Origin of the sequence: Ottowia sp. VDI28 (assembly GCF_049532675.1) — a bacterium.
In the GTDB taxonomy this organism is placed as follows: Bacteria; Pseudomonadota; Gammaproteobacteria; order Burkholderiales; family Burkholderiaceae_C; genus Ottowia.
This window is the reverse complement of sequence record NZ_CP149820.1, coordinates 3,876,830-3,903,243: the sequence shown is the minus strand read 5'-3', so window position 1 is coordinate 3,903,243 and position 26,414 is coordinate 3,876,830. Positions and strand designations below refer to the sequence as shown.

Annotated in this window: 29 protein-coding genes; 16 read left to right on the top strand and 13 right to left on the bottom strand. The window is 61.6% G+C overall.

Annotation, left to right across the window (positions count from 1 at the left end; translation table 11 throughout):
• Window positions 1–12: 12 nt before the first annotated feature.
• Window positions 13–570: an NUDIX hydrolase gene (locus WJU18_RS18515; RefSeq protein WP_423454615.1), complete on the bottom strand. Its 558-nt coding sequence runs from the start codon at window positions 568–570 to the stop codon at window positions 13–15.
• A 43-nt stretch (window positions 571–613) separates the two neighbouring features.
• On the opposite strand from WJU18_RS18515, the gene WJU18_RS18510 reads away from it, so the two are divergent.
• The 4 genes from WJU18_RS18510 to WJU18_RS18495 all read left to right on the top strand — a co-directional run bounded on the left by WJU18_RS18510 (window position 614) and on the right by WJU18_RS18495 (window position 2,496).
• Window positions 614–907, top strand: a complete 294-nt coding sequence (locus tag WJU18_RS18510; protein ID WP_423454613.1) for a MarR family winged helix-turn-helix transcriptional regulator — start codon at window positions 614–616, stop codon at window positions 905–907.
• On the top strand, window positions 856–1,062 hold the full coding sequence (locus WJU18_RS18505; protein WP_423461142.1) for a hypothetical protein: 207 nt from the start codon (window positions 856–858) through the stop codon (window positions 1,060–1,062). The genes WJU18_RS18510 and WJU18_RS18505 overlap by 52 nt, the downstream gene beginning before the upstream one ends.
• 105 nt (window positions 1,063–1,167) lie before the next feature.
• A complete protein-coding gene (locus tag WJU18_RS18500; protein ID WP_423454611.1) occupies window positions 1,168–1,857 on the top strand; it encodes an OmpA family protein in 690 nt (229 codons plus the stop codon).
• Between the two features lie 39 nt (window positions 1,858–1,896).
• A complete protein-coding gene (locus WJU18_RS18495) occupies window positions 1,897–2,496 on the top strand; it encodes a DNA-3-methyladenine glycosylase I (protein WP_423454609.1) in 600 nt (199 codons plus the stop codon).
• Window positions 2,497–2,514: 18 nt separating this feature from the next.
• Here the strand turns inward: WJU18_RS18495 and WJU18_RS18490 are convergent, their stop codons facing one another.
• Complete coding sequence (locus WJU18_RS18490) at window positions 2,515–2,805, bottom strand: antibiotic biosynthesis monooxygenase family protein (RefSeq protein WP_423454608.1); 291 nt, start codon at window positions 2,803–2,805, stop codon at window positions 2,515–2,517.
• A 113-nt stretch (window positions 2,806–2,918) separates the two neighbouring features.
• On the opposite strand from WJU18_RS18490, the gene maiA reads away from it, so the two are divergent.
• The 8 genes from maiA to WJU18_RS18450 all read left to right on the top strand — a co-directional run bounded on the left by maiA (window position 2,919) and on the right by WJU18_RS18450 (window position 12,454).
• Complete coding sequence (maiA, locus tag WJU18_RS18485; RefSeq protein WP_423454607.1) at window positions 2,919–3,560, top strand: maleylacetoacetate isomerase; 642 nt, start codon at window positions 2,919–2,921, stop codon at window positions 3,558–3,560.
• Window positions 3,561–3,597: 37 nt separating this feature from the next.
• Window positions 3,598–4,419 carry a peptidoglycan editing factor PgeF gene (pgeF, locus tag WJU18_RS18480; RefSeq protein ID WP_423454606.1) on the top strand — a complete coding sequence of 274 codons (822 nt, stop codon included), beginning with the start codon at window positions 3,598–3,600 and terminating at the stop codon, window positions 4,417–4,419.
• A 373-nt stretch (window positions 4,420–4,792) separates the two neighbouring features.
• Window positions 4,793–5,788 carry a DUF2157 domain-containing protein gene (locus WJU18_RS18475; protein ID WP_423454604.1) on the top strand — a complete coding sequence of 332 codons (996 nt, stop codon included), beginning with the start codon at window positions 4,793–4,795 and terminating at the stop codon, window positions 5,786–5,788.
• A complete protein-coding gene (locus tag WJU18_RS18470) occupies window positions 5,785–7,482 on the top strand; it encodes a GDYXXLXY domain-containing protein (protein WP_423454603.1) in 1,698 nt (565 codons plus the stop codon). Before WJU18_RS18475 ends, WJU18_RS18470 begins: the two co-directional genes overlap by 4 nt.
• 269 nt (window positions 7,483–7,751) lie before the next feature.
• Complete coding sequence (locus tag WJU18_RS18465) at window positions 7,752–9,440, top strand: PHA/PHB synthase family protein (RefSeq protein ID WP_423461036.1); 1,689 nt, start codon at window positions 7,752–7,754, stop codon at window positions 9,438–9,440.
• A 47-nt stretch (window positions 9,441–9,487) separates the two neighbouring features.
• A complete protein-coding gene (locus tag WJU18_RS18460) occupies window positions 9,488–10,666 on the top strand; it encodes an acetyl-CoA C-acetyltransferase (RefSeq protein ID WP_423454602.1) in 1,179 nt (392 codons plus the stop codon).
• 147 nt (window positions 10,667–10,813) lie between these two features.
• The gene (gene phbB / locus WJU18_RS18455; protein ID WP_423454601.1) at window positions 10,814–11,551 is read left to right on the top strand and encodes an acetoacetyl-CoA reductase; all 738 of its coding nucleotides are present in this window, start codon (window positions 10,814–10,816) and stop codon (window positions 11,549–11,551) included.
• A 138-nt stretch (window positions 11,552–11,689) separates the two neighbouring features.
• Window positions 11,690–12,454, top strand: a complete 765-nt coding sequence (locus WJU18_RS18450) for a YoaK family protein (RefSeq protein WP_423454599.1) — start codon at window positions 11,690–11,692, stop codon at window positions 12,452–12,454.
• Window positions 12,455–12,485: 31 nt separating this feature from the next.
• On the opposite strand, the gene WJU18_RS18445 is transcribed toward WJU18_RS18450, so the two are convergent.
• A complete protein-coding gene (locus tag WJU18_RS18445; RefSeq protein ID WP_423454598.1) occupies window positions 12,486–13,349 on the bottom strand; it encodes a sigma-70 family RNA polymerase sigma factor in 864 nt (287 codons plus the stop codon).
• Window positions 13,346–13,819 carry a carboxymuconolactone decarboxylase family protein gene (locus WJU18_RS18440; RefSeq protein ID WP_423454597.1) on the bottom strand — a complete coding sequence of 158 codons (474 nt, stop codon included), beginning with the start codon at window positions 13,817–13,819 and terminating at the stop codon, window positions 13,346–13,348. The genes WJU18_RS18445 and WJU18_RS18440 overlap by 4 nt, the downstream gene beginning before the upstream one ends.
• 154 nt (window positions 13,820–13,973) lie before the next feature.
• On the opposite strand from WJU18_RS18440, the gene dusA reads away from it, so the two are divergent.
• On the top strand, window positions 13,974–15,011 hold the full coding sequence (gene dusA, locus WJU18_RS18435; RefSeq protein WP_423454595.1) for a tRNA dihydrouridine(20/20a) synthase DusA: 1,038 nt from the start codon (window positions 13,974–13,976) through the stop codon (window positions 15,009–15,011).
• A 3-nt stretch (window positions 15,012–15,014) separates the two neighbouring features.
• On the opposite strand, the gene WJU18_RS18430 is transcribed toward dusA, so the two are convergent.
• Entirely contained in the window at window positions 15,015–15,638 is a 624-nt protein-coding gene (locus WJU18_RS18430) for a LysE family translocator (RefSeq protein ID WP_423454594.1), read from the bottom strand.
• A 101-nt stretch (window positions 15,639–15,739) separates the two neighbouring features.
• On the bottom strand, window positions 15,740–16,939 hold the full coding sequence (locus WJU18_RS18425; RefSeq protein ID WP_423454592.1) for a diguanylate cyclase domain-containing protein: 1,200 nt from the start codon (window positions 16,937–16,939) through the stop codon (window positions 15,740–15,742).
• Window positions 16,940–17,096: 157 nt separating this feature from the next.
• Here WJU18_RS18425 and WJU18_RS18420 point away from each other — a divergent pair, with 157 nt between their 5' ends.
• Entirely contained in the window at window positions 17,097–17,534 is a 438-nt protein-coding gene (locus WJU18_RS18420; RefSeq protein ID WP_423454590.1) for a hypothetical protein, read from the top strand.
• A gap of 5 nt (window positions 17,535–17,539) precedes the next feature.
• On the opposite strand, the gene WJU18_RS18415 is transcribed toward WJU18_RS18420, so the two are convergent.
• The 3 genes from WJU18_RS18415 to WJU18_RS18405 all read right to left on the bottom strand — a co-directional run bounded on the left by WJU18_RS18415 (window position 17,540) and on the right by WJU18_RS18405 (window position 20,974).
• Complete coding sequence (locus WJU18_RS18415; protein WP_423454588.1) at window positions 17,540–18,640, bottom strand: hypothetical protein; 1,101 nt, start codon at window positions 18,638–18,640, stop codon at window positions 17,540–17,542.
• A gap of 100 nt (window positions 18,641–18,740) precedes the next feature.
• A complete protein-coding gene (locus tag WJU18_RS18410; protein ID WP_423454586.1) occupies window positions 18,741–18,977 on the bottom strand; it encodes a hypothetical protein in 237 nt (78 codons plus the stop codon).
• Window positions 18,978–19,126: 149 nt separating this feature from the next.
• The gene (locus WJU18_RS18405; RefSeq protein WP_423454584.1) at window positions 19,127–20,974 is read right to left on the bottom strand and encodes a glutamine--tRNA ligase/YqeY domain fusion protein; all 1,848 of its coding nucleotides are present in this window, start codon (window positions 20,972–20,974) and stop codon (window positions 19,127–19,129) included.
• 345 nt (window positions 20,975–21,319) lie between these two features.
• Here WJU18_RS18405 and WJU18_RS18400 point away from each other — a divergent pair, with 345 nt between their 5' ends.
• Both WJU18_RS18400 and WJU18_RS18395 read left to right on the top strand, forming a co-directional pair.
• Window positions 21,320–22,642 carry an amidohydrolase gene (locus WJU18_RS18400; RefSeq protein WP_423461035.1) on the top strand — a complete coding sequence of 441 codons (1,323 nt, stop codon included), beginning with the start codon at window positions 21,320–21,322 and terminating at the stop codon, window positions 22,640–22,642.
• 156 nt (window positions 22,643–22,798) lie between these two features.
• Complete coding sequence (locus WJU18_RS18395; protein WP_423454582.1) at window positions 22,799–23,158, top strand: hypothetical protein; 360 nt, start codon at window positions 22,799–22,801, stop codon at window positions 23,156–23,158.
• A gap of 7 nt (window positions 23,159–23,165) precedes the next feature.
• Here WJU18_RS18395 and WJU18_RS18390 read toward each other — a convergent pair whose 3' ends face one another.
• The 4 genes from WJU18_RS18390 to WJU18_RS18375 form a co-directional block, all read right to left on the bottom strand.
• Complete coding sequence (locus WJU18_RS18390) at window positions 23,166–24,017, bottom strand: LytR/AlgR family response regulator transcription factor (RefSeq protein WP_423454581.1); 852 nt, start codon at window positions 24,015–24,017, stop codon at window positions 23,166–23,168.
• Window positions 24,014–25,084: a sensor histidine kinase gene (locus tag WJU18_RS18385; RefSeq protein ID WP_423454579.1), complete on the bottom strand. Its 1,071-nt coding sequence runs from the start codon at window positions 25,082–25,084 to the stop codon at window positions 24,014–24,016. Before WJU18_RS18385 ends, WJU18_RS18390 begins: the two co-directional genes overlap by 4 nt.
• A 14-nt stretch (window positions 25,085–25,098) precedes the next feature.
• Entirely contained in the window at window positions 25,099–25,788 is a 690-nt protein-coding gene (locus WJU18_RS18380; RefSeq protein ID WP_423454578.1) for a glutathione S-transferase, read from the bottom strand.
• A gap of 314 nt (window positions 25,789–26,102) precedes the next feature.
• Window positions 26,103–26,399 (bottom strand): 2TM domain-containing protein, encoded by a 297-nt coding sequence (locus tag WJU18_RS18375; protein WP_423454577.1) that lies wholly within the window; start codon window positions 26,397–26,399, stop codon window positions 26,103–26,105.
• Between the last annotated feature and the right edge of the window lie 15 nt (window positions 26,400–26,414).

The window sequence follows — 26,414 nt, the reverse complement described above, 5'->3', positions numbered from 1 at the left end:
CTCGTATTCGGGTTATTGCGGCGGCCAGTGGATGTCGATGTCGTGCACGCCCCAGGTGCCGCGCCGCAGGTCTTCGAAAAAGCACTTGAGGGTTTCCCGCACGGTCGTGAAGGAGATTTCGTCCCACGGCACTTCCGCTTCGGTGAAGAGCCGGGCTTCCATGGTCTCGAAACCCGGATCGAAATGTTCGCTCAGCAGCCGTGCCAGATAGAAGACATGCACCTGTCCTACGCGCGGGATGCTCATGGTGCTGAAAAACGGCCCCATTTCGATCTGGGCGCCGGCTTCCTCCGCCGTTTCGCGGGCGGCACCCTGAGCCACGGTTTCACCCATTTCCATGAAGCCCGCCGGCAAGGTCCATTTGCCCAGGCGGGGCTCGATGTTCCGCTTGCACAGCAGCACCCGGTCACCCAGATAGGGAACCGTGCCCACAACCAGGAGCGGATTGGTGTAGTGGATGGTGCCGCAGGTCGGGCAGATGGCGCGCTCGCGCGTATCTCCGTCGTCGGGGACGCGGTAGGCCACGGCGGTACCGCATTCGCGGCAATGCTTGATCAGGTTTCGCTGCATGTGGGCAGCAGTGTAGCCGCCACCGCCCCTTACACTCAGCCTCATGGAGCAGGGTAGTTTCGCATTCGAGCAAGCGCCAGGCCATTTGATCCGGCGGGCACACCAGATTTCCGTGGCGGCGTTCTCGGAAGAGATGGCTGCGTTCGGCGTGACGCCTGTGCAGTTTGCCATTCTCCACACGCTCATGGACGCTCCCGGGGTGGATCAGATCACTCTGGCGGGGAGAGTGGCTTTCGATGCGGCCACTATCGGCTCGGTGATCGCACGGCTCGAAAAAAGGGCTGGTTGCGCCGCCAGGAGGCTGATTCCGACCGGCGGCGCAAGCAGCTGTGGCTGACGCCGGCGGGCGAGCAGGCCGCCGTCATCATGAAAACCGATGTGGTCCGGGTCCAGGAGCGCATTCTGGCGCCGCTGGATGTGGCCGAGCGGCAACAATTGATGGGCTTGCTTGCCAAATTGGTCTCCAATCACGACGGAGAGGCGGCGTCTTGACGGGGATTGAGTTCCTGTCCTACAAAGCCGGGGTGGTTGACTGACTTCAAATCAAACAGGTCTCTCCCGTAGATTTCTGTAGATTTTCAAAAGAAGGAACATGACATGAAGCGCACCATTTCTTCCCATCGCACATTGATTCTTTCCGTCAGCGCCGCCGCGATCCTGATGACCGGCTGTGCCAACATGAGCGAAACCCAGCGCAACACTGGCATTGGCGCAGGTATCGGCGCCGTGGCCGGGGGGCTGCTTGGCGACGGCAAGGGCGCTGCCATCGGCGCCGGTGTGGGTGCGCTGGGCGGCTATGCCTGGTCCAGGTACATGGAGAACAAAAAGGCCGAGATGGAACGTGCCACCGCGGGCACCGGCGTTCAGGTTTCTCAAACGCCTGACAACCAGCTCAAGCTCAATATTCCCAACGATATTTCCTTTGCCGTGGGCCGTGCGGACATCCAGCCGGCCTTGCGCCCTATCCTGGATCAGTTTGCCCAGGGCCTGAGCAGCCAGCCGAATACGGAAGTCACGATCATCGGTCACACCGATTCGACTGGCTCCGATGCCATCAACAACCCACTATCGGTTCAGCGTGCCAACAGCGTCCGGGATTACCTGTCCTCACGCGGCGTGGATACGCGCCGGGTACGTACCGATGGCCGCGGCTCGCATGAGCCGATCGCCAGCAACGCGACTGAAGCCGGCCGCGCGCAGAACCGCCGCGTGGAAATCTTCCTGGCCGAGCGCGCCGTGGCGGCCGCCCCGATGCAGCAACCCATCGGCACTCCGGTTCAACGCTGAAGAGTCTCGCGCCATTCCAGCCGGAGCTAAGTCCAATCCATGAGCACAACAGTCCCCGGGCCTGACGGCCGGCCACGCTGCGGTTGGTGCGCGGCCGTCGCCGAGTTTTTCCCCTACCATGACAACGAGTGGGGCTTTCCGGTCAAGAACGATCAGCGCCTGTTCGAAAAACTGTGCCTGGAAGGATTTCAATCAGGCTTGAGCTGGCGCACCATTTTGGCCAAGAGGGAAAATTTCCGCGCGGCTTTCCATGGATTCGATTTCAACAGGGTCGCTCAATTCGAGGAAGGCGATGTGCAGAAGCTGCTGGCGAACGCCGGCATCATCCGCCATCGCGGCAAGATCGAAGCCGTCATCAACAATGCACGCTGCGCGCAGGAAATGGTGGAGCGGGAGGGTTCGCTGGCGGGATTCTTCTGGCGCTACGAACCCAAGAAGCTTGCAGACCAGCCGCAGCAGGTGTCCACGTCGGCGGAATCCATTCAGCTTTCCAAGGACCTCAAGAAGCTCGGCTGGAAATTTGTGGGCCCCACGACCATGTATGCCTTCATGCAGGCCATGGGCATGGTCAACGACCACGCCGCGGATTGCGTGGTGAGGCCCGAAGTCGCGAAGGCGCGCAAGGCCTTCAAGCTCTAAGAGCTATCCGGCTTGGGCTTAGATCGCCTCAAAGTGCTCCACATGAGGAGGTGCGGCGAAGAACGGCCCGATGATGCCGCGCCATTCGCCGAACAAGGGCGATTCGCGAAAGCCCTTGGTGTGGTCTTCCAGCGTGGCCCATTGCACCTGCAGCACATAGCGCTCGGGTGACTCCATGCTGCGCCGGACGGTGGCGCCTTGAAACCCCTTGGCGCGGGAGATGACCGTGGCAATGGCAGTCTGAATAGCGGCGTCGAACTCGGCTTGCTTGCCGGCGGTGATGCGGATGTCGGCGATTTCAAGAATCATGGCTTCAGCTTTTTCCTGGTTGGTTTGAGTGGTTTCTCAAGGTTCCCGATGAGGAGCCTGTGCCGCTCCCGCGAACACGCGTGAGGGCATATAGGTACTGTATCCTTCGGGCTATGAAACTCTACAGCTACTTCCGCTCATCAGCTTCGTTTCGTGTGCGTATCGCACTCAATCTGAAAGGCTTGGCTTACGAGTACATGCCCGTTCACCTGACCAAGGGTGAGCAGAAGAAGCCTGAGTTTGCCGCACTGACCGTGGAACAACTGGTGCCGCTGCTGGAAACAGACCAAGGCCAGCGGCTCACTCAGTCCATGGCCATCATCGAATACCTCGATGAAACACACCCTGAACCTCCCTTGCTGCCGGCCGATTCGCTGGGCCGCGCCCGAGTGAGGGCGTTGTCGCAGGTGGTGGCGTGCGAGATCCATCCGCTCAACAATCTGCGTGTACTCAAATACCTGGTACGCGATCTGCAGGTAAGCGACGACGCGAAGAATGGCTGGTACAAGCACTGGGTGCATGTGGGCCTGGAAGCGTTCGAGGGCCATCTGGCCGCCGCGCCCAACTCGACCTATTGCCATGGCGAAGCACCCACCATGGCCGATTGCTGCCTGGTGCCGCAGATCTTCAATGCCCAGCGCTTCGATTGCGATCTCAGCGGATTGCCTCGCACCATGGCAGTTTTCGAAGCCTGTATGAAGCTGGAAGCATTCCAGAAAGCACAGCCCTCGGCCTGCCCTGATGCCGAGGCTTGAATTCGCAACACGCTCTGAAATCACTCATTCCACATTGATGCGCCCGGATCAAGGCTGGATCGTCCCTGATTGGCCTACCCCCTCGGGGGTGCGCGCCATGTTTACTACGCGCGACGGCCCGGTAGCCGGGCAGGGCGCATCAGCCGCACCCTGGGATCGTTTCAATCTGGGCGATCATGTGGGCGACTCCGCCGCTGCGGTCGCGGCCAACCGGGGCATGCTGCAGGAGGCTTTGGCGGCACGTCCGGTGTTCCTGAAGCAGGTGCATGGCACGGATGTGGCCGAACTCGATGCGAAGACCCCGGATGGTACCGAGGCCGACGGCGCCATCAGCGCGCAGCGCGGCTTGGCCTGCACCATGATGGTGGCGGATTGCCTGCCGGTGCTGTTCACCAACGCGGCAGGCACGGTGGTCGGTGCCGCGCATGCAGGCTGGCGCGGCTTGGCGGGGGGCGTTCTGGAGCGCACCGTGCATTTCTTGCAAGCCTTGGCATCAGCCGCGCCCGCGCAGGCGTCCTCCGCCTATCTACAGGGGGCCGGGGAGGTCATGGCCTGGCTGGGCCCTTGCATTGGCCCTCGCGCCTTCGAGGTCGGCGCCGAAGTGCGCGCAGCCTTCGTGGAAAACGATGCGGGCGCTGCTTCTTCCTTCGATGCGCTGGGTGGCGGTAAGTACCTGGCTGATCTGCCCGCATTGGCCCGCAGGCGGCTGGCAGCCGTTGGCGTGAACCGGGTGTACGGCAATGATGGCACCAGCGGGTGGTGTACCGTGGCGCAGCCAAACCGATTCTTTTCACATCGCCGCGATCAACCTGCGCTGGGCACGACCGGCCGTATGGCGGCATGTATCTGGCGGATATAAAAGGGCAGGGCCGGCGCGGCGTAGCTTCCGCTCGGACATGAATTGGCCCATCCACCGGCACCGTGATGACCGAGATGCTCGACGCCTAAATTTTAATCAACGTAATAGATGAGCTTGTAAATCAAGGACTTGCAACCGCCATACAGTGTTGGCCCAAAGTTATCCACACGATTGTCCAGTGCATCGCGGGATAACCCGGCACGATGGATGTATTGAAGAGTTCCTGAGTTCTCCATGGGTGCCTAAATTTTAATCAATCCAATAGACGGGCTTGTAAATCAAAGACTTGCAAACGCCATACAGCGTTAGCCCAAAGTTATCCACGTAATTGTCCAGTGCATCGCGGGATAACCCGCCATCATGAAAGAACGATATGGACGTACAGCTCTATCGCGCGGCAGAACGCCTCGCGGCTGAAGATCCGGCAGACGCCCATTGGCGCCAACCGCTTTACACCTGGGCGACCGAACCGCCGGAGGGAGACTTGTTGGCTCGCATGCTGCGGCGCGGGCTTCTGGCGGTGGCCGCGCTGCTGTTTGGCTCGGGGCTGATTTTCTGGATGGCCGCCAATTGGCAGGATTGGTCGCGGAGCGCCAAGCTGGGGCTGATCGAGGGCGCACTGATCGCTTTGCTGGCTGCCGCCTGCCTGCTTCCGCGGGTCAGGAACGCCGCGCTTCTCGGAGCCACGCTGGTGCTGGGCGGGTTGCTGGCCTTCATCGGCCAGACTTACCAGACGGGGGCGGACGCATGGCAATTGTTTGCTGCGTGGGCCGGGCTGTCCCTCCTGTGGGTACTGACGGCGCGCAGCGATCTGCTGTGGACCACGTGGGTGGCCGTTGCCGCGCTGGCGTTGGCGCTTTGGACCGGGCCGATCGGGCTGCTGGGATGGTTCAGCTACGAGGAACACCATGGCGGCGTTGCGGTGCTGACGATGCTGGCTTGGCTCGCATTGGGGCTGGTTCCTATGCTGGTGGCCAGTTTGCCGTGGCTGCGCCTGGCCAGTGGGTTGGGCCGTTGGTCGCACCGGTTGGCGGTAGGGCTGGCGCTGGCGGCTTGGGCCGGGCTGGGCTCGGCAGGCATATTCATGATGGACAGCTTGTCCGTGGCGTGGCCCGTGGCGGCTGTGTTGGTGGCGGGCGTGCTCTGGATGAGCCTGCGCAGCCGATGGCGCGATTTGCCCAGCCTGGCGCTGGCGATGCTCGCGGCCAATGTGCTGTTCATGGCGCTGGCCACACGCGTGCTGTTTCAAGATGACTATGAAGTGGGTGCGCTCCTGCTGCTCGGCCTGCTGGGAATGGCTTGCCTGGGAGGCAGCGCCACATGGCTGCTGCGTCAGCAGCATGCCTGGAATCAAGGGGCGCAGGCATGAATGCTCATTGGTTGAATCGCGCGCAGGCCCAGGCCTGGTGGCCTGAAGGCTGGACCCCGGAGGGCGATACCGAACCCTCGCCGCTGCTGGCCGCGTTGGTACTGCTGGGGGCGCTGCTCTGCAGTGTGCCGCTGCTGGTTTTTCTGGGGTTTGGATTGGGGGATGCATTGCTGCGCTCCCCTGCCGGCTATGTCGCGGGGGCATTGGGTCTGGCAGCGGCCGTGTGGTGGCTGCGCGGTACACGCCATATCTTTGCCACCTGCATGGCATTGGAACTATGGGGGCTGGGCTTGGCCTTGGTGCTGCTGCGGTGGATGGATGACTCTGGCGGCAGCGAGCGGGCCATGTGGGCTGCTTGCATTTTCGTTTCCGCCGCCCTGATCGTCAGCGCGTGGATGACGGCGGCGCTGTGGGTCGTGCGTCTGATGGGCGTGGTGCTGGCATTTGCGCTGCTTGCCACGCTGATGACGAGCTTGAATGTGGCGGGTATGCCCGACGCGTTGGTGTTGGCGTTCTCTGCCTTGGCCCTGCCGCTGTTGGCGCTGGCATGGGCATGGTGGTGCGGGCATGAGGTTCGCTGGCTTGGTCAACCGGGCGCTGCGCGCTGCGCCGCGCTGGCCGACGGCTTCGCGGTAGGACTGCTGCTGTGCGCGTTGTCAGTGGGCACTTGGTGGTATTTGCCCATGCACCTGTTCGGTGCAGTCCTCCATGACGCCGAAAGCGTGCGGGGGTGGGGCTCGGGTTGGTTATTGGCCTTGCCGCGCTGGGTGGCCGTGCCATTGGTGCTGGGCAGTGGCTGGGTATTGATGCGGCGCTGGTCAGTCGCAGAGCCGGCTCGCGAGGGTTGGCAGCCACTGCTGTACCTGACTTGTGCGGTGCTCGCGTTGGCGGCCTGGTTCAGCCCTGCGGTGGGCACGGTGGCCTTGGTGGCGGCCATGGCCGCGGCCAGCGCGCGCTGGCGCTTGCTGGCGGCATGCGCGTTGGTGGTGTTGGCCTTGCTGTCCAGCTTCTACTACAACGTGGCTTGGCCGCTCGCGGCCAAGGGCCTGGGCTTGGCGTTGCTGGGCGCGGCCATGGCTCTGGTTTTGCTGGTATTGCGCGCCCGCCGTTCATCCGCTGCCGCGCCCGCGCTGACCCGCGCGCGTTATGGCGCAGCCTGGGTGCTGCTGGGGGGCGTGATCGCCCTGGGTGCGGCGAACGCGGACATCTGGCGCAAGGAAACCGTGATTGCCAAGGGTGAGCGCATCCTGGTGCCGCTCGCGCCGGTGGATCCGCGCTCGTTGATGCAAGGCGATTACATGCAGTTGCGCTTTTCCATTCCGCAACCCATGCAGGACCAACTGGAAAAATCAGGCGCGTATCAACTATCCAAGCGCGCCGTGGCCGTCGCGCGCTTGAATGAGCGCAACGAAGCCGAGCTTCTGCGTTTGGCGCAGCCCGGCGAAGCCGTGGAAGCAGGTGAAATCCTGCTGCCGCTGAAACAGCTCAAGGGGCAATGGGTGTTGGTGACTGACGCCTATTTCTTCGCCGAAGGCGAGGGCGCGCGCTTTGAAAAAGCCAGGTTCGGCGAGTTCCGTGCAATGCCGGATGGGCGCGCGCTGCTGGTGGGGCTGGCTGATGAGCATGGCCGAGTCATCCCTGCCCATGCGGGCGATTCGCAAAACACCGAATCAACCGTGGCGGACGAGGAGTGAGCAAGCCACAGCCAGAGCCAGAGCCAGAGCCATCAACAAGCTAGTTTTAGTGAATTGTTGATTTAGTGCACTAGTGGTATGCCCTGAGGGGCTGGCGCCTTGTAGAGCCGCGAACTGGGCGTATATTGGCATTGTTGTCAGGCACGCGTCACGTGTGATGCGCATACTCTTGACGGCAACCAGTGGAACGTAGCAAGGAGAAAGACCCCATGAATCAGAAGCCCGCCGCCACACTGTGGCCGGGGATGTCCGGAGCCTTTCCTCCCAACATGGCCGAGTCTCTCGGGCAAGGTTTTGCAGACGGGTGGCTCAAGGCCTTTCAGGCATTCCAGAACATCGACATCGGCAACCTCGCCTCGCTGGCGCCCCAAAGTGAGGCGCAGATGCTGAAATTCTCCCCCGAGAAGCTGCAGCAGCTGCAGGCTGGCTACCTGGAAGAAGCCGCGCAGCTGTGGAACCAGGCGCTGCACTCCAACCTGCCGCTGAAAGACCGGCGCTTCAAGGCGGAGGCCTGGAGCAACAATCCGCTGGCATCGTTCAATGCGGCGGTGTACCTGCTCAATGCGCGCACGCTCATGGCCATGGCAGAAGCCGCCGAGGGCGATGCCAAGACCAAAAACCGTATTCGCTTCGCCGTGGAACAGTGGATGGCCGCATCCGCTCCCAGCAACTATCTGGCCTTCAACGCCGAGGCGCAACAGAAGGCCATCGAGACCAAGGGCGAAAGCCTGGCGCAGGGCGTGAAGAACATGCTGCACGACCTGCAGCAAGGCCATGTCTCGATGACCGACGAAAGCCTGTTCGAGGTTGGCCGCAACGTGGCCACCACCGAAGGCGCGGTGGTGTTCGAGAATGAGTTGTTCCAACTCCTCGAATACAAACCGCTGACGGCCAAGATCCATGAGCGTCCCTTCCTGCTGGTGCCGCCTTGCATCAACAAGTTCTACATCCTTGATCTGCAGCCGGAGAACTCTCTCATCCGCTATGCCGTCAGCCAAGGACATCGCACCTTCGTGGTGAGCTGGCGCAATCCCGATCAGACGCTGTCGGGGAAAACCTGGGACGACTACATCGAAGATGCGGCCATCAAGGCCATCCATACGGTGCAGGACATCACGGGCTCGCCGCAGATCAACGCACTGGGCTTCTGCGTGGGCGGTACCATCCTGACCACTGCACTGGCGGTGCTGGCCGCGCGCGGTGAACAACCTGTGGCTTCGGCGACCTTGCTGACCACGCTCGTCGATTTCTCGGACACCGGCATCCTCGATGTCTTCATCGATGAGGCGATGGTCAGGTTCCGCGAGATGCAGATGGGCAGCGGCGGCCTGCTGAAAGGGCAGGACCTGGCGTCCACTTTCAGCTTCCTGCGCCCGAACGATCTCGTATGGAACTACGTAGTGGGCAACTACCTCAAAGGTGAAACCCCACCGCCGTTCGATTTGCTGTATTGGAATAGCGACTCGACCAATCTGCCGGGGCCGTTTTACGCGTGGTACCTGCGCAATACCTATCTGGAGAACAACCTTATCAAGCCCGGTAAATGCACCGTGGCGGGCGAAAAGATCGATCTGGGCAAGATCGATATTCCGGTCTACATCTACGGCTCGCGCGAAGACCACATCGTGCCCATTGGGGCGGCTTATGCCTCCACGCAAGTTCTGCCGGGCAAGAAGCGTTTCATGATGGGGGCTTCGGGCCACATCGCGGGTGTGATCAATCCCCCGGCGGCCAAGAAGCGCAGCCATTGGGTTCGGGCCGACGGCAAGTTTCCCAGGAGCGTCGACGAATGGATCGCGGGCGCACAGGAGGTGCCGGGCAGTTGGTGGACTGATTGGGCCGCCTGGCTCAAGGGCCATGCTGGCAAGCAGATCGCCGCGCCCAAGAGCTACGGGAAAGCCGGCAAGTACAAGGCCAGTGAACCCGCACCAGGCAGCTACGTGAAGGTCAAAGCTTGACCCCGCCAGAATTCAACGCAACTGATTTCAAGAAAAGGAGAGATAAAGTGGAAGATATTGTCATCGTTTCAGCAACACGCACGGGCGTGGGCAAGTTCGGTGGCTCGCTGGCCAAAGTGCCGGCGACAGAGCTGGGCAGCATCGTTCTCAAGGCCGCGCTGGAGCGCGCCAAGGTCGGTCTCGACGAGGTCGGCGAAGTCATCATGGGGCAGGTGCTGGCTGCCGGTGCGGGCCAGAACCCGGCTCGCCAGGCGCTGATCAAGGCGGGCATCTCGAAGGCGGTGCCGGCGCTCACCATCAACGCGGTATGCGGCTCGGGCTTGAAGGCCGTGATGCTCGCGCATCAGGCCGTTGCGACGGGCGACAGCGAGATCGTGGTGGCAGGCGGCCAGGAAAACATGAGCGCCAGCCCGCACGTGCTGCTCGGCAGCCGCGACGGCATGCGCATGGGCGACTGGAAAATGATCGATTCCATGATCGTTGACGGCCTGTGGGACGTCTACAACCAGTATCACATGGGTATCACGGCCGAGAACGTTGCCAAGCAGGAGGGCATCTCCCGCGAGCAGCAGGATGAACTGGCCTTGAACAGCCAGAAGAAGGCCGCCGCTGCGCAGGCCGCAGGCAAGTTCAAGGATGAAATCACGCCTGTGAGCATCCCCCAGCGCAAGGGTGATCCGGTGGTGTTCGCTGCCGATGAGTACATCAATACGAAGACCAATGCGGAAGCCCTCGCAGGCTTGCGCCCCGCCTTCGACAAGGCCGGCACCGTGACAGCCGGCAACGCCAGCGGCATCAACGATGGCGCCGCCGCCGTGGTCGTCATGACAGCCAAGAAGGCCGCCGCCATGGGCTTGACGCCTCTGGCGCGCATTGCCAGCTACGCGACTGTCGGCCTTGATCCGGCCACCATGGGTCTGGGCCCTGTCGGCGCGACGCAGAAAGCGCTCAAGCGGGCAGGGTGGAATGTGAGCGATGTCGACCTGTTTGAACTCAATGAAGCCTTCGCGGCCCAGGCCTGCGCAGTGAACAAGCTGCTCGGGGTTGATCCGGCAAAAGTCAACGTGAACGGCGGCGCCATCGCCATCGGCCACCCGATCGGCGCCAGCGGTTGCCGGATTCTGGTCACGCTGTTGCACGAGATGCAGCGCAGCGGGGCGAAGAAGGGCGTGGCCGGTTTGTGCATCGGCGGCGGCATGGGCGTTGCGCTCGCCCTCGAAAGATGATTTGAACAGGAGTTACGCCGTTCGTCATTCCCACCACTTCGCCTGCAGGATGCACGGCCATCTGGGAATGACGATATCCATCTATCCATCGGCGTATTTCCTGAAAGATTTTTTATAACTGAATTGAATTAACCAAGGGGACAGACGATGAGTCAGAAAGTTGCATATGTGACGGGTGGCATGGGTGGTATCGGTACTTCGATTTGCCGTCGCTTGCACAAGGAAGGGTTCAAGGTCATCGCTGGTTGCGGCCCAACACGCGATTTCCAGAAGTGGCTTGATGAGCAGAAGGCTCAGGGCTTCACCTTCTATGCCAGCGTGGGTAACGTGAGTGACTGGCAATCCACCACGGAGGCCTTTGCCAAGGCCAAGGCCGAGCACGGCCCGATCGACGTGCTGGTCAACAACGCGGGTATTACGCGTGACCGCATGTTCCTGAAGATGACCCGTGACGACTGGGACGCGGTGATCGACACCAACCTCAACTCCATGTTCAACGTGACCAAGCAGGTCGTGCCTGACATGGTGGAGCGAGGCTGGGGCCGTATCGTCCAGATCAGCTCGGTCAACGGTGAAAAGGGACAGGCTGGCCAGACCAACTATTCGGCGGCCAAGGCCGGCATGCACGGCTTCACCATGGCTCTGGCACAGGAAATGGCCAGCAAGGGTGTCACTGTGAACACCGTGAGCCCGGGCTATATCGGTACCGACATGGTGAAAGCCATCCGGCCCGACGTGCTGGAAAAGATCGTGGCCACCATTCCGGTCAAGCGCCTGGGTATGCCCGAGGAAATCGGTTCCATCGTCGCGTGGCTGTCCAGCGAGGACTCCGGTTTCACCACCGGCGCCAATTTCTCGTGCAACGGCGGCCTGCACATGGAATAACCGGCGTACGGTATACGACGTACCACGGAAGATCCGGTAAAGAACCCGCTTCGGCGGGTTTTTTGCTGTAAGCGCATATCCATTTGCGCATTCAGGATGAAGGAATCCTCGGGAGCACAATAAGGGCTGGAGAACCCCATGCGCAGAATTCGCCATCTCACCAGCCGGCATCGAACCTACTCAACCAATATTGCTCTCGGGCTGTTGCTGGCATTCAACGCCGGGGCGGTGAATGCGGGCGGATTCCTGATGCTGCACATGTATACCTCGCATATGACGGGCTTTGCTTCGCAGTTGGCTGATGGGCTGGTTCTCGAGAACGGAAAGCTTCTGCTGAATGCGCTGGGAGCCATTTTGGCTTTCATCACAGGGGCGGCTGTATGCGCCATGCTGGTGAATTGGAGCCGCCAGCACCGGCTTTATTGTGTCTACGCGCTGCCACTGATGCTCGAAGCATTGCTCATGTTTCCCTTCGGACTGATGGGCACGGTCATGTTGACCTGGAGCACGCCTTTTGCCGTGCCGCTGACGGTTCTGCTGCTCTCGTTCATCATGGGACTGCAAAATGCCGTTGGCTCGAAGACGTCGGGCGGCAGCATCCGAACCACGCACATGACCGGAAACATCACTGATCTGGGAATGGAACTGGGCAAAATCATTTTCCGGGCCCGGCACCGGCAGGCACCACACCAGGTCGTCGTGCACAACTGGCGGCGCATGCGGGTTTCCGCAGGGCTCGTGGGGATGTTCGTGCTCGGAGGCATTACCGGCGCACTCGGCTTCAAGTTCATCGGCTTCATCTGCGTCGTACCACTGGCTGCTCTGCTGCTGGTGCTTTCGGTGCCCCCGTTTCTTCGCGATGTGCCTCATACCAGGGCGTTTCTGAAGCTCCTGGGCAGGTGAGCTGCCAAGCTTATGTCTGCAGCGGCATGCCTTAGTGCAGGTGCCGCAGCTTGTCGGGGTTGCGCACCACGTAGATGGCCACGATTTTGTCATTCTCGATTTCGAGCGCCGTGGTCTGCAACTGCCCGTCGCCTTCGAGCGTGACGAATCCGGGCAGGCCGTTGATGTAGCATGCGCGTACGAAGGTGGAACTGCTCTTGCGGAACAGAGTAGCCAGGCCGGCATGGATTTTCATCACCTGCTCGAAGCCGAAGACCGGCTGCATGATCGCCGGGCGCTTGCCTCCACCATCGGCGTGCAGGCTGACATCATTCGCCAGCATGGCGCCGAGCGTACTCGCATCACCGCTGCGCGATGCCGCGAAAAAAGCCTGTGCGATTTCCAATCCACGCTGCTTTTCAACGCGAAAGCGCGGCCGGGATTCCCGGACGTGGACCCGTGCCCGGGCTGCAAGTTGCCGGCACGCGGCTGGCTCGCGATGAATCGTTGCCGCCACTTCCTCGAACTCCAGTCCGAATACGTCGTGCAGCAGAAATGCCGCGCGTTCGAGCGGGGACAGGCGCTCGAGCGCGAGCATCAGTGGCAGCGCCACGTCTTCTTCCTCGTCTTCTTCGACCATGGGTTCGGGGAGCCAGGGGCCGATGTAGGTTTCACGCTGGTGCCGCGCCGATTTGAGCTCATCCAGACACATCCGCATGACCATGCGGCGCAAAAAGGCTTCAGGTACGCGTACTTCGTTGGGGTCGACCTCCATCCAGCGGATGAAGGCATCTTGAACGATATCTTCGGCGTGCGCGACCGACCCCAACATGCGATAGGCCACACGGAGCAGCATGGGCCGCAGCGGATGGAAGCTCGCGGCGGCCTGCTCTGACGGGGGGACTGAGTGCGTCATTGGGCCGGCGTTTGTGCCATGGCCCTTACTGCTGCAGGGTCGATCCACAGACCAAAACCTACCGCCAGGCGGTTCCAGCCATTGATGACGTTGATCATGAGCGTGAGCTTCACTTGTTCCTCTTCGGTGAAGTGGGCCGCCAGCGCTTTCCGCTCCACCTCCAGCTCCGCGCTTTCCGACAACCGCGTGAGCGCCTCTGTCCATCCCAACGCCGCGCGCTCGCGATCGGAGTAGCAAGGGGCTTCGCGCCAGGCGGAGAGCAGATAGATCCGCTGTTCGGTTTCCCCGCGCTCTCTCGCGAAGACGGTATGCATGTTAAGGCAGTTCGCGCAACTGTTGATCTGCGATGAGCGGATTTCGACCAGCGACACGAGACTGGGCTCGATGCTGGCCGCAATGGCCATGGAAGCACTCCTCCATGCTTTCATCTGGGCGGGGGCGGCTGTAAAAGGGTCGAGCTTGGGGGGCATGGTTCAATCTCCTTGGGAATGGATTGCAAAATGGGTTGCGGTGACATGACGAGCGAGCCGAGCCGTATGTGACATCGGTGCGAAATTTTTCTTTTTTAACCGAGGGCGAAGAACCGGTTCAGGGCTGTTTTCCCCCTGGAACGATAATCGAGCCATGTCGACTTTTCCGAATTTGGCCGAATCAACCGCGTCGCCGGTTAGTCCTTGGCGCTTGTCTGTCGCGCCGATGCTCGACTGGACTGATAAGCATTGCCGCTTCTTTCACCGCCTGCTGACCCGTCAAACCCTGCTTTACACCGAAATGGTCACCACGGGGGGCCTGCTGCATGGTGCCGAGCGGCGGCACCTGCGCATGGACGAATGCGAACACCCGGTGGCCTTGCAGTTAGGCGGTAGCGAGGCGGCTGAATTGGCTGAGTGCGCGAAGATTGGCGCGCGGTGGGGGTACGACGAGATCAACCTCAATTGTGGCTGCCCCAGCGAACGGGTGCAGCGCGGCGCGTTCGGTGCGTGCCTGATGGCCGAGCCTCAACTGGTGGCCGATGGGGTAAAGGCGATGGTCGACGCGGTGGATGTGCCTGTCACGGTGAAACACCGCATTGGCATCGACCGAGAGGAAAGCTACGATTTTGTGCGCGATTTCGTGGGTACCGTGGGCATAGCGGGCTGCCGGGTTTTCATCGTGCATGCGCGAAATGCCTGGCTGAAGGGGCTGAGCCCGAAGGAAAACCGGGAGATTCCGCCTTTGCGCTATGAGCTGGTGTACCGGCTCAAGCGCGACTTTCCCGATTTCACCATTGTGCTCAACGGCGGTGTGACTACCAACGAACAGATTGCAGAGCATCTGCGGCACGTCGACGGCGTGATGCTGGGGCGCGAGGCTTACCATCATCCATGGATCATGAGCGACTGGGACACCCGGTTTCTGGGAAGAAATGACACCCCTGGGCTCTCGCCAGACGAGGTGGAGGCCGAAATGGTGGCTTACATGGAGCGGGAAGCGGTCGAAGATGGCACGCCGTGGTCAGCGATTGCCCGCCACATGCTTGGGTTGCATCATGGCCGTCGCGGCGCGCGGCTTTGGCGCCAGGTGTGGAGCGACCACAAGCTGAAACCCCTGCCGCCCCGGCAGGTCTGGGAACAGGCACGTTCGCATCTGCAGGTGCCGGCCGATATGCCTGAGCCAGCCTGAAAATTACCGGCTGGCAGCCATCCTGACGCCCAGGCCGACCAGGGCGGCACCCATCAAGGCGTCAATGGGGCGGCGTATGCGTGCATAGGCTCGGCGTACCGCGCTGATTGAAAAACACGAGGCCAGCAGGCACATCCACAGGGCCGTGATACAGACCACGACCGCGACCACTGCCGCGTAGACCCAAAGAGGCGCGCCCACGGGGAGCAGTGTGACGAAGAGGGTGGCGAAGAAGGTCGCGGTCTTGGGATTGGTGATGCCTACCAGGAATCCTCTGCGCCAGGACTGGCCGATGCTCATGCGCGGCGCCTCGGTGATGTCTTGGGCATCGGCCTGGTGCCGCAAGGCACCGATCAGCATGCGAACTCCAAGGTAAACCAGGTAAGCCGCCCCCGCCAGGCGGATGCTTTCATAGAGCCATACGAATTGCTGGACAAGCAGCCCGAAGCCGAATACCGCCAGACAGGCCCAGATAGCCACGGCGCAGGTAATGCCCAACCCCGTGAAAACGCCAGAGCGGCGGTCGCTCAGCGCTTGTGAGGTGATGGCCACGAAATCGGGCCCCGGGCTGGCGCACGCCAGCAGGATGATGCCGGAAAGGGTCAGGAGCTGGGGGAGGTAATCCATGCCACACCTTTGTCAAAGCCATACGAGACGATAGGTGCAGTATGCAGTACTCCGGCTTAGGTGCGAAAGGGTTGGGAGGTGGCCCATTCCCATCCCCGCTCTTATTGAATGGTGTCGATACTGTCTTCGGATTGGGCTGGATTCGAATACTGTGATTGGCGCTCTGCCTCATGCAATATGTCCAGAACGTTTGCATGGCTGGCTGCGGACTCCATCAACCCCAGGCCCACGACGGGCCTGAAGGTGTGCTCCTTGGCATCGTTTCCCATGATCTGGATGGCTTGGGGAAGGAAGGCGCGTAGCCGGGAAAGAATGGGGGTCAACCGCTGGCTGTAGTGGTCTGTGTCGAACACCACCACGAAGCAGCGCGGGTGGTAGATACCCACTACGCATCGGAAGCCGACTGTCCGCCGGATGCGGGCTGCCATGACCTGAAGGATCTGGTAGTCCGCGCCATGCCCTACGGTATCGGCCAGCTCGTAGAGGTTGCGCAGGTAGATGCAGACCACCGTGCAGCGGCCCTGCTTGCGCCCAGCTACCCAGAAGGCATGCTCTACCTTGGAAACCAGGCTGGCGCCGCTGGGCAGGCCGGTGGTGGGTTCGATCGTGGGATCGAGCCGCGTCAGTTGAGTCAGGCGGCGGTTTTCGCGGTTGCGTATCCGCACCAGGACCGAGGTCAGAACGAAATAGGCCAGGGTCAGCATGGCGGTCAGGATCCATGCGCCCATACCCAGTGGAAACTGCAGGCCTCGCAGATAGACGCCCAAGGTCATGAAGAACAGTACTCCGCAGGAGAGCGCCATCCACCGCGCCAGCGGATCGCCCAAGGCGGAGGCCCGCAGGGCCAGGCTGGCACCCAGCAGTACGGCCAGAAGGTTCACGATGGCCGTGGCCGCCAGCACGCCCCTGAATTCCGTGGCCGATACCATGATCGTGGCCGAAGCCAGCACGATGGCGGACAGCACCAGAAAGCGTGCGCCCCAGGCCGTGATGCGATAGACGACGATATCTTCGCGCCTGCCGCCTATCCATTGCGCCAGGTAGAACAAGGTCAAGGCGGCTACCAGCGGGCCAATGCTTGCCTTGATGATGCGCAGGCCGAGGCCATTCCATTCGGGGAACAGAACTTCCGGCAAGCCCAGAACCACCATTACGGCCGCGCCAGCCGCCAACACGAAAACCGCGTTGCGCAGCGACCCCAGGCTCCAATGATCGGAGATGAGGTCGCTCAAGGTCAGGGCGGCCAGAGTGAGCAACCCGCCGGCCAATCCTGACCACAACCCTATTTCATGTATTGACATTTCACAATTGTGTCAAAGCATGGCTGTGGGGGCTAGAAAAAAGTTCCCATGAATGATCTCTTGGGCAGGCCGCGCTGCTGTCCTACAACAGGGCTTCGTGGAAAGGACAAGAATGGACTTTCCATCTGCAAGATGAATGGAAAGGGGGCAACCCGCCATGAACAGCTTTGTTGTCGAGCGCAACCATTTCACCATAGGTGGCGCCTACTATCCCAAGGGGCATGTTTTCTCGATGTTCCCCGATGAGTCGGCGGCGCATCACGCCGCGCACAAGGTGGCCGCTATCGCGCACGTGGGAGCCGTGGACGTGGTGCGGTCGGAAGATATCAGGCAAACTTTCGGCCAGCGTGCGGAAGAGGTTGGCGGTATGCCGTCTGTGGGGCGCGAGGATCAATTCATGCTGCGCTATGTCGAGCTGGCACGTGAAAACGAAGCCGGCGTTCTGATCGAGGTTGCGGGGGCTGACATTGATGCCCTCACGCAAGCGTTGAAAGACGCCGGTGCGTTGCTGGCTTATTACTATCGGACGCTGGTGATCGATGAACTGATAGATGCCAGCCCCGGGGCCGAAGCAGCGGCGGCCGGCAAACTGTAAGCGAGTCAGTGCCGGACAGGGCCTTCAGCTGACGTGATGTCCAATACGCGTGCGGGAACAGCCTCGCCGGGGCTGCCGTACCAGACGAGCAATTCGCCCCAGAATTGGATGGCGTTCCGAGGCACGGTAGTTGAGGTTTCCTGGCCGTCGAACCGCAAAGCCCAGTTGTATGTGGGCGCGGAGCGGTTGGAGTGGACTTTTTCCTGTGGCACGCCATCCATTGGTACGATGGATCGGGTCTGTTCCTTCTGCGCCGCTTTCAACTGGGCATTGGCTACCAGCTTTTGCTGCAGCCATCGTACCAGTTGATCGCGATACTTCTCCAGTGCACACACCTCGAAATCGAGGAAATCCAATCCATAGGGGTGGATATTGCCATTCTGGAGGGCGCGGGCATGGGCGTGTTCAAATATCTCGAACGACCTTGTGGCTGCTTCGGAATCGAGCGTTTCCTGGGCGAATCCTGCGAAATCAGCGCTTTCGGTGAACATGGCCAATACCGATCGCATGAGCCCGAAATCGGCGGGAATTTCCACTGCATCAAGAGTGGCGGCGATCGTATCCAGTGTGCTCGCGGAGGCATCCAATTCGATCTTGACGTCGAACACCTGGGTGGTGCCGGACCACAGCTCACCCCAGAATTGAATCGCGCTGCTGCGCAGTCCCAGGTGTGTTTCATTCGGCGTGAACTGGAGGGTCAAGTACTCCTCGGCTTCCGCGAATGGCCAATCATCATCCGCCATGAGGGTGTTCTCATTCCAGGTAAAGGCTGGCGTCTGCGGCGGGAGAGACCCTTGCGCCGCCATGAAATCAGCGCGGAATAGATGCATCAGGTTTGTTTGATGCCGGTACAGATCGATCTGATCTGAAATGGATAGGATGATCCCCTGGCGATTCAATTCATGCGAGGTATTGATGCTGTAGCGCCTGCTGGCGCGTTCGAGAATGGAAAACGCAGCTCGTCCATCGTTTGACCCGAAAACGCGTTCCTTCAATTCCGTGAGCGCTCGCGCTTGCGGCTCGCGCAAGCCAGGAAATGCTTCGGGACCCTCAAGATTGGCGAGGCGAGCCTGGGTTGCCTGGAACAGGTTCTGCATGGCGCGCATGATGATGAAGTCGTTCTCGATCTCCCCCTGGTCCGGGGCAAGGGTACCCTGCGGGCTGGGATTTCCTCATGGTTCATCTGCTCGCCGGCTTCCAGCGGTATCAGGCTCGCGAGAATGGGGGCGCGGCCGGCCGCCGTGGGGCCTGATGAGCGCCGCCGATCTCTTGCTGGGTGTCATGCATGCCGTCACGCAAGGTGCTTGCGGTTTGGCCATTGCCATGCCGTATTTGCCGCCCCTGGCCATGCGGGACATTGGGCATGGGCATCGTATGCTCGGCGGTAGGCCGTTCCGCGGCTCGGGCGGGGCTGGCGCTGCGGCTGGAGGGTGGGGTTGGCATGTGCGTGTCTTTAACGGTTTCAACGGAATACGGAACCGCATCGCACGTAAGGCACACAGCGCGAGGCGGACACGGACGCTTAAGCAGCCCGGTCCTGATGAGTAACAGGCGGCCAGGAGGGGTTCCATGCCGCCGTCGTGCTTACTCGCTTACTTACTCCACGAATCCTTCAACCCCGTGATCCGGTTGAACACGAGGCGGCCATTCCCGTCCTGACCGGGCGCATGATCATGCCGGTCCGCCACGAAGAAGCCATGGCGCTCGAATTGAAAGCGGCTTTCGGGGGCGGCGCTGGCCAGGCCAGGCTCCACGATGGCCTGAGCGATGCTCAAGCTGTTCGGGTTCAGCACGGAAAGGAAGTCCCGACCGCCTGCGTCGGGTTGCGCCTCGGAGAACAGGCGGTCGTACAAACGAACCTCAGCCGGCTTGCCATCCGCCACGCCGACCCAGGTGATGACGCCCTTGACTTTGACGCTGTCGGCGCCGGGTGTGCCTGACTTGGTGTCGGGGACCAGCTTGGCGAGCACGGCCTGGAGGTTGCCGGCGGCGTCTTTCGTGGCCCCCGTGCACTCGATGACATAGCCATACTTCAGCCGCACCTTGTTGCCCGGGAACAGCCTGAAGAAGCCCTTGGGTGGCGTTTCTTCGTAATCCGTGCGTTCGATCCACACTTCCTTGCCGAGCGTGAAGCGGCGCTGGCCCATTTCAGGGTGATGGGGGTGGGCAGGCGCTTCGCAGGCTTCCAGATGGGTGTCGCTGCCGAACACCTCGGCCCAGTTTTCGAGGACGAGCTTCACGGGCTCCAGCACGGCCATGGCACGCGTGGCGTGAGGGTCGAGCGTTTCCCGCAGGGCTGCATCCAGGGCCGCATAGTCGGTCCAGGCGTTGCCGGTCTTGGTGACGCCGCTGCGCTCTGCGAACAACTTGATCGATTCCGCGGTGTAGCCGCGCCGGCGCATGCCAACCAGCGTAGGCATGCGCGGATCGTCCCAGCCGGAAACGTGTTTTTCTTCCACTAGCTGGCGCAGCTTGCGCTTGCTGGTGATGACATGCTCCACATTGAGCCGGCCGAATTCGTACTGGTGAGGGGAGGGGGCCGTGAGCAAGCCGCCTTCGCACAAGCGTTCCAGCAGCCAGTCATAGAAGGGGCGCTGATCCTCGAACTCCAGGGTGCAGACGCTGTGGGTGATCTGCTCCAGCGCATCCTCGATGGGGTGCGCGTAGGTGTACATGGGATAGATGCACCACTTGTCCCCGGTGTTGTGGTGCGTGGCCCGGCGGATGCGGTAAATCGTGGGATCGCGCATGTTGATGTTGGGCGAAGCCATGTCGATCTTGGCGCGCAGCACCATGGCGCCATCGGCGTGCTTGCCGTCCCGCATCTCGCGCAGCAGGCTCAGGTTTTCGGCCGGCGTGCGGTCCCGGAAGGGGCTGTTGGTCCCCGGCGTGCCGAAGTCGCCGCGCGCGGCGCGCATCTGCTCGGGGGTTTGCTCATCTACATAGGCATGCCCGGATTCGACCAGGTATTCGGCAGCCCGATACATGAAATCGAAATAGTTGCTCGCGAAGTATTCGTGCGGCTGCTCTGTACCGGGCGCCTGGGGCTGATCAGCCAGCAAGGTGCTGTAGCCGAGCCAGGCCACGGTTTCGCGGATGCTGTCGACATATTCCTGTTCTTCCTTCTCAGGGTTGGTATCGTCGAAGCGCAAGTGGCATACGCCACCGTATTGGTCGGCCAGGCTGAAATTCAGCCAGATGCTCTTGGCATGGCCGATATGCAGGTAGCCGTTGGGCTCAGGGGGGAAGCGGGTGCGGATCTTGGCGGGGTCCGGAATGCCGCCCGTATGGTGGGGACCATCACCCGGGCTGCCGCCCCAGCGGCGGCTGGCGTAGGCGCCGTTTTCGAGATCGGCCTCGATCACGTGCCGAAGAAAGTTGCTGGGCTTTGGGGTTTCAGCCGTTTTGGCCGATTTCGCCGGTTCTTTGGGAGAAGACATAACCCGATTTTAGGACGCGAGGCGAGGCAGATTCTGCGAAACAGGATGCGTATGAATTTTTTGTTTCTCGATAGCTCCAGATAGGTATTTCACATGAGGCCGAAGAGCACGAGTGCACCGAGCCGCACCCCCTCGACGATCTCCTGCGATGCCTCAGCGAAGCATGGTAGCAATGGAACTAGGGAAAGCCTGAGTTGTAATTTGTCTTTCTAGGAAGATAATTTGGCGCACCCTGTTAGTTGGGTAAATAGTTTCGAATTACGCATTTCCCAGAAGAGGTGCTAATTGCCCCGTAGCTAAGAACCCTCGATGAGTTTTATTACCCAACTCTCATTTGATATGACCATGATGCTCAAACCTACCGCCTTGGCAGCGATCGCAGCCGCCCTGCTGTCGTCGTCGGCGGCCGCTGCCCCGGATGCTGTCGGGACCGCTGCCGCGATTCGCGCAGCCGTCGAACGCGACTATCCGGTGCTCGACGCACTCTACAAGGATATCCACGCTCACCCCGAACTCTCGTTCCAGGAAACGCGCACCGCCGCGAAGCTCGCTGAAGCAATGCGCGGAATCGGTTTTGAAGTGATGGAGAAGGTCGGGGGCACTGGCGTTGTCGCTATCTTTCGTAACGGCCATGGACCAGTTGCGATGGTGCGCACCGAGCTGGACGCACTGCCGATGGAGGAGAAGACCGGGCTCGACTACGCCAGCCGCACCAAGGCCGTGTGGAATGGCCGCGAGACCTTCGTGGCGCATAGCTGCGGCCATGACATCCATATGGCCGCATGGGTCGGCACGGCACGTCGGCTGGTGGATATGAAGGATCGTTGGCACGGCACCCTGATGTTCGTTGCACAGCCGGCCGAGGAGACCGTGAGCGGCGCCAAGGCGATGCTGAAGGACGGCCTGTTCACGCGGTACCCCAAGCCCGACGTCGCATTCGCGTTGCACGTGGCGCCGTTCTCCAATGACGCGATCTCCTTCGCGCCTGGTATCCGGACCTCGAACTCCGATCAATTGGAGATCGACTTCCACGGTCGTGGAGGCCACGGCTCGATGCCTGACAAGACTATCGATCCCGTGGTCATCGCTGCGCGCTTCGTGACCGACCTGCAGAGCGTCCTCGCGCGGCAGAAGAATCCGGCGGAATTTGGCGTGCTCACCATCGGCTCCATCCAAGGCGGCAGCGCACCCAACATCGTGCCCGACAACGTGCTGGTGCGGGGCAGCCTGTACACCCGTGACCTAGGCGAGCGCGCGAAGCTGCTAGCCTCTGTTGAACGGGTAGCAAAGGCCTCGGCGGCCATGTCGGATGCACCCGTCCCGGACATCCGGATTGTCGAGGGCGTGAAGGGCGTGGTTAACGATGTTGGTGTGACAGCCCGTGCCGCGAAAATGTTGCGCGCCGCCCTGGGCGACAAAGTGCGTATTTCGCCGCCGACCACGGCCGGGGAGGACTTCTCGGAGTTCGTCGACGCCGGCGTGCCGTCGATGTTCTTCGGTCTCGGCGCCTATGCGCCCGAGCGCGAGGCTGCGGCCCGCAACGGCAGCACCCCTCCGTTGCCGCCCAATCATTCCCCCGCATTCGCACCGGAACCGCGGCCGACCATCAGCCTCGGCGTGTTGGCCATGTCACTCGCCGTTCTAAGCTCCCTTGATCCGGCTCCTTAGGAAGACTGTTTACTTTTTGACACGGGTTTCACTGAGCAGCGGTGGTCTGTATCCGGGTTTGGCCCGTTTAATAGGGGCAGTCGCGTCCTGCGCTCATCTGGTGTCCTGGTCATATCGGCCGCATTTTCTGGCGCACGGCTTATTGAGGAGTCCCTTATGAATCAGATTCAATCACGTGTTTGGCGGTCTTTCAGGCGCTTTCTGGCTTTGGGGCTGCTCGGTGCGGCAGCCTTGGGTGCCAGTTCAGTGGCACAGGCACGCAGCGATGTCTACTGGTCGGTCGGGGTTGGCGGGCCGGGTGTGTCCGTCGGGGTCAGCAATGCCCGTCCGTACTACGCGCCGCAACCGGTGTACGTGCAGCCCGCGCCAGTTTATGTGGCACCGCGCCCGGTCTACGTGGCCCCGCCGGTCTATTACCAACCGGGTGTGGTGTACCGTCCAGCGCCGGTGTATTACGAGCCGCCGAGGTATTACAGGCATGGCCGGCATCGCCACCATCGCCATGGTTGGCGCTGAAATGAATCTACATTGCCTTGAACAGGTGACTGTATAGCCGGCTTACCAGCAGGTGGTCGGCGTGCCCGCGCAGGGAGATGATGTATTTGCCGCTTTCGTCCCGTTGAACGGCCTCGATGGCGCTGGCGCGTACTACTGTGCCTCGGTGGATCTGCCAGAACTCCTCGGCATCGAGTAGCGGCAACAATTCCTTCAGCGGTGTGCGCAGCAGGTGCTCGCCGTTTGCCGTCACCACCCGTACGTACTTGTCCGCAGCCTGCAGATATAAAACCTCCGCCAGAGGCACCATGCGGATGACGCTGCTGCCCGCGGCGCTGCTGACCTGCAGTTGGCGCAAGCGGGTAGGGGCGGCTGCTGCTTGGGGCGAGGGTTGCAGCGCTGCCAGCAGCTGCCGCAGCTGATGCGCGGTGGCTTCGAGCGCGTCACCAGTTCCAATGGGGCCCGCCGTAGAGGAAGCGGAAGGGCGTCTGTGCAAAGCCTCACGCAGTTTCTGTACCGTCTTTGCCAGCCGCTCGGGTTGCACGGGTTTGAGCACATAGTCCACGGCCTGTGTTTCGAAGGCCTGCACCGCATACTGGTCGTAGGCCGTGACGAAGGCCAGTGCGGGAAATGGCCGCGCACCGGTATCCCAGGTATCGGCCAGTTCCGCGGCGGCATCGAGCCCGCTCTGGCCGGGCATGCGGATATCGAAGAACAGCACGTCAGGTTGAAGCCGGAGTGCCTGCTCGACCGCGCTCTCGCCATCGCCGACGGTGGCGGCAATGCGCAGTTCGGGCCATGCTTTTGCCAGTTCGGCCGCAAGGGCGGCGGCCAGCAGGGGTTCGTCTTCGGCGATCAGGGCGGTCGGAGGGCTGGTCATTCGTGGATGGGCAGACTGATGCGCACGGTGGTGCCGGTACCGGGCTCGGATTGAACACTGACCGTGCCGCGCCCGCCATAAGCAGTGGCCACGCGTTCACGTACCTGGGCAAGGCCGAAGCCATTGCCGCCTGGCTGGGTGGGGTTGGAGGCGCTCGGCGCATACCCCACTCCGGTATCGATCACTTCCAGCACCAGCCGATTTTCCTCACCCTCTAGCGCCCGCACCGTCACGGTACCTCTAGCTACTTTGGGCTCAAGCCCGTGCTTGATGGCATTTTCGACCAACGGTTGCAGCAGCAAGGTGGGAATCGGCTCTGCGCGCAGTTCGTCAGGCAGTTCGAGTGAGTATTTCAACCGTGAACCCATGCGGATCGCCATCAGCTCCAGGTAGTCACGCAGCCGGTCAAATTCCGCTGCCAGCGGGTGGGCCGTGGCGCGCGAGGCGCTGAGCGTGGCGCGCAGATAGTCGTTGATCCGGTCCACCATTTGCTGGGCTGCGGCAGGGTCGATGCCGATCAGCGCGCGCAGGTTGGCCAGGGTATTGAACAGCATGTGCGGCTCCAGCTGGCTTTGAAGGAGCTTCAGTTGCGCTTCGCTGGCATCGCGCTCAGCCGCGTTCTTTTCAGCCATCAGATGGGCTGCCTTGCCGCGCAAGTGAAAATAGAAAGTGGCCGCGGCGCCCGCGACAATGGTCAGGACCAGTCCGATCTGCTCGTCCTGCGTGCTGCGCATGCTGTCGCCCTCGCCGAACAGATAGTGCCCCAGCGCATTGCCGAAGAAAAAGCCGCAGGCAATGCCGATGGCCGACAAGACAACCCCGCGCCACCCTGCTGGCCAGCCATGCCCCCCGCTCGCGGAGTGGTGGCAGTGGCGTTCATCGACAAAGTAGCGGCCAAACTCGATCACCGCCCAGGTAGTCAAGCCAATACAGAGAGAGCTGCCGACCTGGATCCAATACGGCCTGTTGGGCCAGATGGTCGTGGTGAGTACCGCGACGATGCAGCAGAAGGCCACGACTTGCACGCCGTGGCGCAGGGTGCTGAGCCAGTCGATACGCAATCTCATGAACTGAGTACCAACTAATTCAGAGGTTCGCTCGGACCGCCTTGCTGTACGGCTTTCTGGTAGGCCGGCCTGGCGTGGATGCGCTTCAGCCAGTCTGTCAGGCGAGGGTAGCGGGCATCCAGGCCGGCGCGCGCTTGCGCGGCTTCGAGCGGGAAGCTGAGCTGGATATCGGCGGCGGTGAATTCCGCCCCGGCAAACCACTCGCGTTGTGCCAGTTCGCCTTCCATGAATTTCAGATGCAGTGTGAGCTGAGGCTGGATGAAGCTGCTCATGGCCTTACCAACGATGCCCTTGGCAATCGGCCGCGCAAAGAAAGGCATGGGTGCCCGCGCGATGCGGTCGAACACGAGCTTGAGCAGCAGCGGTGGCATGGCGGAGCCTTCGGCGTAATGGAGCCAGTAGCGGTAGCGCAGCGCTTCAGGAGTGCCTGGGGGCGGGGTCAACCGGCCGGCGCCGTAACGTTCGGCCAGTGTCTCGATGATGGCTCCGGACTCGGCGAGCGTCAGGCCATCGACGCACACCACGGGTGATTTGCCGAGCGGGTGGATCTTCCTGAGTTCAGGGGGCGCCAGCATGGTCTGCGGATCGCGGCGGTAGTGCACGATTTCATAAGGCAGACCAAGTTCTTCCAGCAGCCACAGAATGCGCTGTGAGCGCGACTGCTCCAGGTGATGAACGACGATGGGAGTGGCTGGTGTGCTCATGAGGTGCATTGTGCTCGTAGATATTCCCACTTTGGGCCTACCTTGATGGTGTTGATTTTTGCCGCTGGGCCGCTCCTGAGAACGTGTTTACGATCTCCTCGCGGGTCCGTTGCGCCCAAAAAACTGCGTCTGCGGCGTTGCCTAAGCCGGCCGCAAAAATCCACGCGATACCACGAGGTACCCCTGCGGTTTTCGCCTTGCAGCCACAGCTTTTCGGACACAACAGCCCTCGCGATGAGATCGTAAACACGTTCTGAGACAAAAAGCGCCCCCTCGGGGGGCGGCGGACCATGCGAAGCAGGGGAGCGTGGGGGTCATTTTTTTGCGCGCAGGCGGCGCAATTCGCGCTCCACCAGGTTTTCGCGCAGAGTGGCACCGGACCCTAGCCACCAGACGGCAATGGCGTGCAAGGCCAATCCCACGCCCCAGCCGGCCAAGGGATACAGATGCCATGGCCGCCCACCCGAGGCTGCGATCAATGCGAGCCAGGTGTTGACCAGGACGTATACCGTAGCGTGAATGAACCAGCCCATTTTTGCACCGGCGCGTTTGCGGGCCAGGCGCTGCAGCTTGAGTTCGCCTGCGTGGGTTGAGGCATCGGTCAGGGCCATGACAATCTCCTTGAG

Coding starts and splice junctions, on each gene's coding strand:
- WJU18_RS18515 (WP_423454615.1), bottom strand. CDS start 570: ATGCAGCGAAACCTGATCAAGCATTGCCGCGAATGCGGTACCGCCGTG.
- WJU18_RS18510 (WP_423454613.1), top strand. CDS start 614: ATGGAGCAGGGTAGTTTCGCATTCGAGCAAGCGCCAGGCCATTTGATC.
- WJU18_RS18500 (WP_423454611.1), top strand. CDS start 1,168: ATGAAGCGCACCATTTCTTCCCATCGCACATTGATTCTTTCCGTCAGC.
- WJU18_RS18495 (WP_423454609.1), top strand. CDS start 1,897: ATGAGCACAACAGTCCCCGGGCCTGACGGCCGGCCACGCTGCGGTTGG.
- WJU18_RS18490 (WP_423454608.1), bottom strand. CDS start 2,805: ATGATTCTTGAAATCGCCGACATCCGCATCACCGCCGGCAAGCAAGCC.
- maiA (WP_423454607.1), top strand. CDS start 2,919: ATGAAACTCTACAGCTACTTCCGCTCATCAGCTTCGTTTCGTGTGCGT.
- pgeF (WP_423454606.1), top strand. CDS start 3,598: ATGCGCCCGGATCAAGGCTGGATCGTCCCTGATTGGCCTACCCCCTCG.
- WJU18_RS18475 (WP_423454604.1), top strand. CDS start 4,793: ATGGACGTACAGCTCTATCGCGCGGCAGAACGCCTCGCGGCTGAAGAT.
- WJU18_RS18470 (WP_423454603.1), top strand. CDS start 5,785: ATGAATGCTCATTGGTTGAATCGCGCGCAGGCCCAGGCCTGGTGGCCT.
- WJU18_RS18465 (WP_423461036.1), top strand. CDS start 7,752: ATGGCCGAGTCTCTCGGGCAAGGTTTTGCAGACGGGTGGCTCAAGGCC.
- phbB (WP_423454601.1), top strand. CDS start 10,814: ATGAGTCAGAAAGTTGCATATGTGACGGGTGGCATGGGTGGTATCGGT.
- WJU18_RS18450 (WP_423454599.1), top strand. CDS start 11,690: ATGCGCAGAATTCGCCATCTCACCAGCCGGCATCGAACCTACTCAACC.
- WJU18_RS18445 (WP_423454598.1), bottom strand. CDS start 13,349: ATGACGCACTCAGTCCCCCCGTCAGAGCAGGCCGCCGCGAGCTTCCAT.
- WJU18_RS18440 (WP_423454597.1), bottom strand. CDS start 13,819: ATGCCCCCCAAGCTCGACCCTTTTACAGCCGCCCCCGCCCAGATGAAA.
- dusA (WP_423454595.1), top strand. CDS start 13,974: ATGTCGACTTTTCCGAATTTGGCCGAATCAACCGCGTCGCCGGTTAGT.
- WJU18_RS18430 (WP_423454594.1), bottom strand. CDS start 15,638: ATGGATTACCTCCCCCAGCTCCTGACCCTTTCCGGCATCATCCTGCTG.
- WJU18_RS18425 (WP_423454592.1), bottom strand. CDS start 16,939: ATGTCAATACATGAAATAGGGTTGTGGTCAGGATTGGCCGGCGGGTTG.
- WJU18_RS18420 (WP_423454590.1), top strand. CDS start 17,097: ATGAACAGCTTTGTTGTCGAGCGCAACCATTTCACCATAGGTGGCGCC.
- WJU18_RS18415 (WP_423454588.1), bottom strand. CDS start 18,640: ATGCGCGCCATGCAGAACCTGTTCCAGGCAACCCAGGCTCGCCTCGCC.
- WJU18_RS18410 (WP_423454586.1), bottom strand. CDS start 18,977: ATGCCAACCCCACCCTCCAGCCGCAGCGCCAGCCCCGCCCGAGCCGCG.
- WJU18_RS18405 (WP_423454584.1), bottom strand. CDS start 20,974: ATGTCTTCTCCCAAAGAACCGGCGAAATCGGCCAAAACGGCTGAAACC.
- WJU18_RS18400 (WP_423461035.1), top strand. CDS start 21,320: ATGATGCTCAAACCTACCGCCTTGGCAGCGATCGCAGCCGCCCTGCTG.
- WJU18_RS18395 (WP_423454582.1), top strand. CDS start 22,799: ATGAATCAGATTCAATCACGTGTTTGGCGGTCTTTCAGGCGCTTTCTG.
- WJU18_RS18390 (WP_423454581.1), bottom strand. CDS start 24,017: ATGACCAGCCCTCCGACCGCCCTGATCGCCGAAGACGAACCCCTGCTG.
- WJU18_RS18385 (WP_423454579.1), bottom strand. CDS start 25,084: ATGAGATTGCGTATCGACTGGCTCAGCACCCTGCGCCACGGCGTGCAA.
- WJU18_RS18380 (WP_423454578.1), bottom strand. CDS start 25,788: ATGAGCACACCAGCCACTCCCATCGTCGTTCATCACCTGGAGCAGTCG.
- WJU18_RS18375 (WP_423454577.1), bottom strand. CDS start 26,399: ATGGCCCTGACCGATGCCTCAACCCACGCAGGCGAACTCAAGCTGCAG.